Origin of the sequence: Vibrio sp. V19_P1S1T109 (assembly GCF_002241375.1) — a bacterium.
Taxonomy (GTDB): domain Bacteria; phylum Pseudomonadota; class Gammaproteobacteria; order Enterobacterales; family Vibrionaceae; genus Vibrio; species Vibrio anguillarum.
On the sequence record NZ_NDIM01000256.1, the window covers coordinates 1 to 8,625 of the forward strand.

8 protein-coding genes are annotated in these 8,625 nt (G+C 42.1%); 2 read left to right on the forward strand and 6 right to left on the reverse strand.

Annotation, left to right across the window (positions count from 1 at the left end; genetic code table 11):
• Positions 1–12: 12 nt before the first annotated feature.
• Both B9J87_RS12840 and B9J87_RS12845 read left to right on the forward strand, forming a co-directional pair.
• Positions 13–198: a YgaP family membrane protein gene (locus B9J87_RS12840; RefSeq protein ID WP_017042380.1), complete on the forward strand. Its 186-nt coding sequence runs from the start codon at positions 13–15 to the stop codon at positions 196–198.
• 52 nt (positions 199–250) lie between these two features.
• Positions 251–1,954, forward strand: coding sequence for an FAD-dependent oxidoreductase (locus B9J87_RS12845; protein WP_094151072.1), 1,704 nt, complete (start codon positions 251–253; stop codon positions 1,952–1,954).
• A 41-nt stretch (positions 1,955–1,995) separates the two neighbouring features.
• Here the strand turns inward: B9J87_RS12845 and B9J87_RS12850 are convergent, their stop codons facing one another.
• Genes B9J87_RS12850 through B9J87_RS12875 form a run of 6 tightly spaced genes read right to left on the reverse strand, consistent with a single transcriptional unit; the run spans position 1,996 to position 8,608 of the window.
• Entirely contained in the window at positions 1,996–3,351 is a 1,356-nt protein-coding gene (locus B9J87_RS12850; RefSeq protein WP_013867873.1) for an HD domain-containing phosphohydrolase, read from the reverse strand.
• On the reverse strand, positions 3,327–4,985 hold the full coding sequence (locus B9J87_RS12855; RefSeq protein WP_013867874.1) for an EAL domain-containing protein: 1,659 nt from the start codon (positions 4,983–4,985) through the stop codon (positions 3,327–3,329). Before B9J87_RS12855 ends, B9J87_RS12850 begins: the two co-directional genes overlap by 25 nt.
• A gap of 4 nt (positions 4,986–4,989) precedes the next feature.
• Positions 4,990–6,321 carry a sensor histidine kinase gene (locus B9J87_RS12860; protein WP_088733407.1) on the reverse strand — a complete coding sequence of 444 codons (1,332 nt, stop codon included), beginning with the start codon at positions 6,319–6,321 and terminating at the stop codon, positions 4,990–4,992.
• A 26-nt stretch (positions 6,322–6,347) separates the two neighbouring features.
• Complete coding sequence (locus B9J87_RS12865) at positions 6,348–7,655, reverse strand: sensor histidine kinase (protein WP_017047214.1); 1,308 nt, start codon at positions 7,653–7,655, stop codon at positions 6,348–6,350.
• A 9-nt stretch (positions 7,656–7,664) separates the two neighbouring features.
• Positions 7,665–8,246 (reverse strand): chemotaxis protein CheC, encoded by a 582-nt coding sequence (locus B9J87_RS12870; RefSeq protein WP_013867877.1) that lies wholly within the window; start codon positions 8,244–8,246, stop codon positions 7,665–7,667.
• The gene (locus B9J87_RS12875) at positions 8,243–8,608 is read right to left on the reverse strand and encodes a response regulator (RefSeq protein WP_013867878.1); all 366 of its coding nucleotides are present in this window, start codon (positions 8,606–8,608) and stop codon (positions 8,243–8,245) included. The genes B9J87_RS12870 and B9J87_RS12875 overlap by 4 nt, the downstream gene beginning before the upstream one ends.
• Positions 8,609–8,625 lie beyond the last annotated feature (17 nt).

Genomic DNA, 8,625 nt, shown 5'->3' on the forward strand with positions numbered 1-8,625 from the left:
GAGGGTAACAACATGACGATTGAAAATGGGGTAAGAATATTGGCGGGCAGCATGGTACTGCTGTCGATCGTTTTAACTGTGTTTGTCCATTCAAACTTTATTTGGCTAACGGTATTTGTTGGAGTGAACTTAATTCAAAGCGCTTTCACAGGGATTTGTCCAGCGGCCTTTTTCTTGAAAAAGCTTGGCCTGCACTGAGGATTTACTTACCTTACCATGCCGCTTTTGTTTAATTTTACTGGAGTAATTTATGACTAAGATTGTGATTATTGGTGGTGTCGCGGGTGGTGCATCCGCAGCGGCTCGTGCTCGTCGACTCAGCGAAGAAGCTGAAATCATTATGTTTGAGCGGGGCCCCTTCGTTTCATTTGCTAACTGTGGCTTGCCATATCACATTGGCGGTGACATCAAAGAGCGCAGCAATTTGCTGCTACAAACACCGGAAAGCTTTTTAGCGCGTTTTAATGTAGATGTGCGCACTATGAATGAAGTGCTGCGCATTAATCGTGCAGCGAAAACTATCACTGTACGCAATCTGCTCGATCAGTCAGAGTACCAAGAAAGCTATGATTTTTTGCTGCTTTCCCCTGGAGCGGGTCCTATTGTCCCGTCGATTCCTGGGATTCAAAACCCACTGACCCATTCGCTGCGCAACATTCCAGATATGGATAAAATCATCCAGACGCTGCAAATGAATAAACCTGAGCATGCAACTGTCGTCGGCGGTGGTTTTATCGGTTTGGAAATGATGGAAGCATTCCATCACCTCGGTATCAAAACCACGCTGATCGAAATGGCTGATCAGGTAATGACACCTGTCGATAGTGAAATGGCGGGCTTTGCTCATGCGGAGATTCGCGCTAAAGGCATCGATTTACGTTTAGGTGTTGCCTTAAAATCGGTCGAATATAAACCAGCGGCGACGTTACCTAGCACAGAATCGGGTGAAACTCTGGAGCACAAACACATCGAAGGTGAACTGGATCTTGTGCTCAGCAATGGTGAAATACTCACCACTGACATCCTGATTATGGCGATTGGTGTGCGTCCAGAAACCAAACTGGCTGCTGAAGCGGGCTTACAACTCGGTGAACTTGGTGGCATTTGGGTGAACGAACAGATGCAGACCAGCGATCCAGCGATTTACGCCGTCGGCGATGCGATCGAAGAAAAGGATTTTGTTACAGGCAAACAAACGCTGGTTCCACTCGCAGGTCCTGCCAATCGCCAAGGTCGCATGGCAGCTGATAACATGCTTGGTCGTAACGAAACCTATCAAGGAACACAAGGAACCGCAATCTGTAAAATATTCGACTTAGCCGTGGCATCCACAGGCAAAAATGAGAAGCAACTAAAACGTGACGGCGTTGATTACGAAAAAGTGTACGTTCACACAGCCAGCCATGCGAGCTACTATCCGGGCGCTGAAGTGGTGTCGTTCAAAATGCTGTTCGATCCAAAATCAGGCAAAATCTTCGGGGCACAAGCGGTTGGTAAAGATGGCATCGACAAGCGTATCGACGTGATGGCTGTCGCTCAACGTGCAGGTATGACAGTAGAACAACTACAACACTTAGAGCTGACTTACGCGCCACCATACGGCAGCGCGAAAGATGTGATTAACCAAGCAGCTTTTGTCGCGACAAATATAATGAAAGGCGATGCAAAAGCCATCCATTTTGATCAAATCGATTCACTAAATGACACGCATATTATTTTGGATGTACGTAATCCAAGTGAACGTGAAAATGGTAATCATCTCAAAGGCGACATCAATATTCCGGTTGACCAACTTCGTCAACGTATGAATGAACTGTCCAAAGACAAAGAGATCGTCATTTATTGCCAAGTCGGGTTGCGCGGTAATGTAGCCTACCGCCAACTGGCCAATAATGGCTTTAAAGCACGTAACTTGATTGGTGGGTTCCGTACTTATCTGTTTGCAAAACAATAAAAGATTCAATTGAGTGCTGCTGATGCGGCACTCTTTTTAAGTTAACCGATGTAAACCGCGATTGGCATATTAGTCTGTTCTTCAAGCTCTTTTAATTTCGCCAACAAAGCTGAGTTAATTTGATTGCCAGCGGTCAACATTAAGTTTCCATTGGGTAAGTACAAATCACGCTTAATTTTCATCCCCGGTTTCACTTCACTCAAACCAATGCACAATTCTAGGCCATCCTCCAAGTGTTTTAACGAAGTTACTACCATTAAAAAAGCATCCACGACTGTGGGGTCATATAAGGTTCCAGCCTGCTCTTTTATATAACTCTGCGCACTTTTGGTATGCATACGACGTGGATTATTTGGTGATGCAATATAGTAGTCATAATCTTTAACCACTTTAATAATACGTGAACACAAAGGTATTTCTTCACCATGTAAATGGCCTGGCTTACCAGTACCGTCATACAACTCATCTTGGTGGCGAATGATCTCAACTAGTGGTTCAAAGCGCTTAATTCGGCCTAAAATCTCGGCACCTAATACAGAATTGGCATTAGGACTCTGAGGAATTGAGGTTTCTGGATCAACAATCAACTTTTCAAGTTCTTTATCTTTCGCACCGATTAATCCTATTTGGTGCATCAAACCACACAAATAGACATGACTCACTTGGCTTTCAGGCAGTTTTAACCGCTGCGCTACTACCTTCGCTTGGTTGGCAATACGCTCTGCGTGATCGGCTGGGTGTCCCGTTCGATATTGAATGATCGCAGTAACCATACCCAATATGTCTTTAAACGTCTTGTTGCGACTTATCAATAAATGTTCTAACTTTTTATTAGATGATTGCAGCTCTAACGTTCTCTCTTTTACCTTCTGCTCTAAATCTTGATTAAATTCAGCCAGCTTACGATTATTGTCTTCCAAGGCTAGATTCACCACTTCGAGCTCGCTATTGCGTTTTTCTAACTCGATAGCCAAATGTTCTCGCTCTTTTGTCAGACGATAAAACTCCGCTGCTTTTGAAACGATCAATTTTAGGTTTTCGTTATCCCATGGTTTGCCAATATAGGTATGAATTCCGCCGGAATTTACTGCCCTGACGGTTGACTGAATATCACTATATCCAGTAAGCAGGATACGAATCGTCTCAGGATATAATTCTTTTGATTTTGCGAGAAAATCGGCACCATCCATCTCTGGCATCCGCATATCAGAGATAATAATAGAGACCTCATGTTGCTCTAAATATTCCAAGGCTTCCTTTCCGCTATTAAAAGAAACTATGTCATAATCTGTACGCAAAACCCTCGTTAGTGATTTTAGAATTTCGCTCTCATCATCTAGCAGCAGAAGGCTAAGTCTATCACCACCAATCGCTATTTTTTGTGCGACATTTTCCATCGTTCCTCCTCCATTCTAGACAAATAACTGACCACGTCGTCTGATGATAATGCCTGACTCACCAAATGCCCTTGGATAATGGAACAGCCCAAGGTTTTCAATTTATCCGCTTGCTCCTGAGTATCAACCCATTCGGCGATCACTCCCATTTCAAGTGATTCAGCACTGTCTATCATTGCCCTCAGAATAACTTCATTGGACGCTGATTTGCCAATTGCTTGAACAAATCGTCCATCAATTTTAAGTACATCGAAAGGCATTTCGCACAGATATTCATAGCCCGCATATCCAGTTCCAAAATCATCCAGTGCACAGCTCAATCCCAACCCTTTCAGTTTACTGAGTTCTTGTTTCGCCTGAATAAAATCCTCAATAAAGTCATGCTCCGTTATCTCTATTGACAAGTTATTCAAACCGCAACTGAGCTTTGTAGTTAGCTTAGTCAATAATTCGTAAAATTGCCCATTTATCAACATGTTCCCAGGCACATTAACACTGATATTTCGATCTTTAATTAGTTTCTGATGTTGTTTGATGAACATCAGTACGTCTTCCAATATTTTTTCGGTCAACACTTTAGTTAAACCATACTGCTCAATTATGGGTAAGAAACTGGCTGGATATTGCCACTCATTCTCAACTGTTTTGCGCCTAGCTAATGCTTCAAATCCACAAACATCACCAGTTACCGTCGATAGTTGCGGCTGATAAAACGCGCAGAAATAGCGTCTATCGATATCGTTTAATACAGAAAATAGCGCCAATAACTCTCGGGATTGAGGATCATTATCGAGCCAGTAAATCGGCAGTTGATGATGCAAACGCACTCGCGAGCGTTCATTAAGGTCAGCAATAGATATATCATCGACTTGATGCAACGATTTAACATCACAGAGCAAAACCGTGTATCTGGTTTTAATAAGATGTGTGTCGACTTCAACAGGCTGAGAGAGCCGCGAACATAGGCGCATCACAACTTGATAACCTTTGGGGCTGTATGGAATGCACATAAACAGCTTATCTTTGTAGCGATATATGGTTTCCGGCTCTGTATTACCATCACTCAGATGCCACGCCAGCGTTTTAATAAATTGATTACCAAGCGCTCCGCCGTATTGATGGTTAATTTCGTCTAAATTAGCAATATTCACCATGACCAAAGCGTATGAGGAGTCACCATGTTTTTTCAATTCGATAATCTGTTCATCTAACGTACGCCGGTTTTTTAAGTTCGTCAGCACATCACTACCTAGCAATGCTTCACGCTCCAATAAACTCAAACGTATGGTTTCAATCAGCTCCTCTCTATCCCATGGTTTTTGGAGAAAACGATGCAATTTCCCTTCGTTCAAAGCACGAGACAAACCTTTGATGTCAGCTTGACCAGATAGAATAATGGTTACAACATGGGGATACTTATTGCGAATATTGACGACCAGCTCTGTCCCATCCATATTAGGCATTCGATAATCAGAAATCACAATTTCGATAGGGTGCCGCTCTAAAATAGTCAGAGCCTCAAGGCCGCTACTCGCACAATGAACCACAGAAAAATGCGGTTTGAATTCACGAGTTAAAGCTTTAAGTACCGCTGGCTCATCATCTACAAGCAGAATTTCTTTATATCGAAACATACAATTACCCCAATCCTTTCATCGAATGATGAGGTGCAACATAAAGCGGTAAACGAATATAGACGCAGGTTCCTTGACCTATCGTCGACTGAATTTCAATTTTCCCGAGGTGCTCTTCTATGATTTCTTTCGCAACAGATAATCCAAGTCCTGCACCATCACCGATACGCTTGGTGGTAAAAAAAGGATCAAAAACGTACACTAAATCTTCCGGACAAATGCCTTTACCGTTATCGCATACCGATAGACAGACACTCGATTTATTCTCGATTAATAAGCTGTTTTCCATATACAAGGCGACATTGACTTCACCATCAGTATGAGAGAATGACTGTAACGCATTGACTAACAAATTAATCAGTACTTGTTGGAGCTTATGGGTTTGCCCTAGAACATAAAATGGTATTTGAGGAGGTTCATAATTTAAGCGTGCTTTCAGCTTCATTTCACCCAACACCATATTAGTTGCAGAGCTAACCACGTCTCTTAAATCGACCATTCCAACTGATAATTTGGACTCGTGATAATACACATTCAAGCTCGCTACAATGTTTTTAATACGCGAAAGCCCCTCTAAACTTTCCACAATGATAGACTCGCTATCATCAAGTATTTCTGCCAACTGACGGTCGTTGATCTGCTGGATCTCTGGGTGTGCCTTCACTTGGGCAAGATAGGAACTTAACGTGTTGAAATTACTCATCACAAAGCCGAGTGGATTATTGATTTCATGCGCAACACCGGCGGCCAATTTACCTAAAGAAACCCTTTTTGCATCTTGCTCATTTCGTTGAAGATCACTACTACTCTCCCGCATAGACGACAGTAATTTTAAGGCCATCTCAACCAGTAACATGCCTTCTTGGATTTTTTCTAATTCACTTAAGTCAAAAGCATTCAGCGTTGTTCGCGCAAGAAACAGGCTATAGCGCCGCGTCAGTGAGGAGACGGAAAAGGTAACGCCACTTTTCCAAGCAGGAAAGTCATTGTGATAGTCTGAGAATTTCCCCGCCTCATTGGCTAAATCAGGGAAGTAACTAAACTCCGTATCGGCTAAGACCGGGTATGTGCTTAACTTAATTGTATCGGTGATTGGAAAACTAGAACGCAGTATCTTGAGCCTCTGCTCAGAATTGTAAGAAAATAGCACGATATGTGTATTAGGGAATAAAGGCTGAACATGAGTAATAAACTGATCTAACTTGTCTTCTTGTGATTGATTTGAAAACATAACTCCTAGCAAAGAAAGTACGACGTAGTGAAATGTTGAGTCCAAGCTGTGTTCTTCTTGAAAGCGTCTATTTTCTTCCTGTTGCTGGGTTTTACTCACATGCATACTCCCTAATCAAATAACGATAATTTTCACTCTATTGCTAGTGTAGCCAATTCGATTGCGTCTATCGGCAACGTAATGATGAATTCAGTACCTTTATTCACTTCGCTATGAACTGCAATGGTGCCTTTATGACCATTGATGATCCCGTACGAAACTGATAAACCTAATCCTGTGCCGGACCCAACCGCTTTGGTGGTAAAGAAGGGTTCAAAGATGCGATCTTTAATCGCATCAGGAATACCACTTCCCGTATCTTTAATGCGAATTTCAACCTGTTTCTCATTTAGCTTAGCTAATGAGATGGTGATGGTGCCTTCTCCGACAATCGCCTGACTTGCATTAACAAGAATATTAAGAAGAACTTGGTTAATCTGCATTGGCTGGCAATACACGTCAGGTACGTTTTCTTGATATATCTTCTCTAAAGTAATGTTGTATTTGATTTCGTTATTGATGATTTTCAGCGTTGATTCGATACAGTTTTCCAAATTTGCATAGCTCCATTCAGAACCATCAACGTGTGAAAACTCTTTCAAATTTTTCACAATGGCCATTACTCGAGATGAACCTTCTAGTGATTCTGAAATCAAATCTGCCGTATCTTCTAAAATAAAATCAATCTGTTTCTCTTGTAGTAATGACTCACACTTTGCCGCTAGAGCGGTATCATTTGCTTGTGAAACCTGCTGTTTTATCCCTTCTAAAACGGCGGCTAGCGTTTGAAAATAGTCACTCAGTGTTTGAATATTGGATGTGATAAACCCCACTGGATTATTGATCTCATGGGCGATGCCTGCTGAAAGCTGCCCAATAGAGGCCATTTTCTCTGATTGCAGTAGTTGTCCTTGTGCATCTTCGAGTTTTTTAATCAATACTTTTTGCGCTTGATGTTCTTGCTCTAATTGATGAGAAATGCGCTTAAGTTCCTGCTGCTGACTAGCTTGTATCGTTACGTCATAGACACATATACAGACATGCTCGATAGTCCCATCTTCACTATGAATAGGGATGATCTCCAAATCTTGATACATCTGTTCTTCTTCACCCGATACAGGGCGGGAACTTTTAAAGGGCAATAGGTGAGGCTTCTGCTCCCAGCTACTAAAGCTTGAAGTTTCAATCACCAATGCCGTATCAATTTTTCGTTTAAGGTAGTCTGCGGAATGAGGAAATAGTTCAAGTATGTTCTTTCCTTGCATCACATCACCATCAAAAATGACTCGGGATTGGAAATAGTCATTAGCTTTCACGATAATGTAATCCTGTCGTACTATGCACAACGCAAAAGAGAGTTGATCCAGCAGATCAGAAAGCAGTAAGCGGCTTTTTCCCATTCCAAGCTCCTACATCAACTCATCGAGGTGAATGAGTACCTTATCTAATTCGTTGTCTGCAAAACAGATGATGGTTTTAGCAGAGAATGACGCTTTTTCGACTAAAAAAGAGATTTCCATAATTAAAGATAGCTTCCACTGAGAAATGGGAAGCGGCTGTGTTGACGGATAAAACAGCACTGGAGACTGAATTTTAGTTTTTATGTCTATTTGCTGACATAGACCCTTTAGACTTGCACCAGATAAAATATTCGAGATATCTAAAATGCTCTCCTCTAGGCTCACGACATCTTGAGCATCACCTGTTGATTGTTTTAGATCGCTCACTATCTGTTCACAGCCTTTTCTGCTCATTAAGGTCACTAACTCACCATCCATGCCACCAAAAAAAGACTGCCGAGTGTAGTAATAATCGGTTTCATAAGATTGCAGTTGCGCTAAATCCTCATCCGTTGCCACTCCAATACTGGGTACAGATATAGTGACGTGCAAATTAAGCAAGGTAGCCAGTTTATTTGCTGCTCTGCCCATTGAGATATTCATAAATTCTTGCAGGGCGTCTTTATGGTCTTCTGAAAGTGCCATTGTCATAATAGTCCTACCTCGTGCAATGTTTGTTTTAGCTGTGCTGGGTCAAGTGGTTTTTGCAAAAAGGTGACTGCACCGAGTTCTCTTACGCGCTGCTGAGCAAAAGGTTGAATATCGGCACTAATGACAATGACAATGCTTTTAGCATCAACGCTGTGCAGATATTCTAGGACTTGGAAGCCATCCATTTCTGGCATGGTCAAATCTAAAAACATCACTTCAGCGCACCCATTTTGGTAATTGACTAGGGCTTCTTTGCCATTTTGGGCTTCGCTGATTTCAACATCCCACTCTTCAGGAATCGCCCTCATTACCGCTTTTCTCGACATCTTTGAATCGTCTGCTATTGTAATTTTAATTGCCATGCTCGCTCCCTCTAATC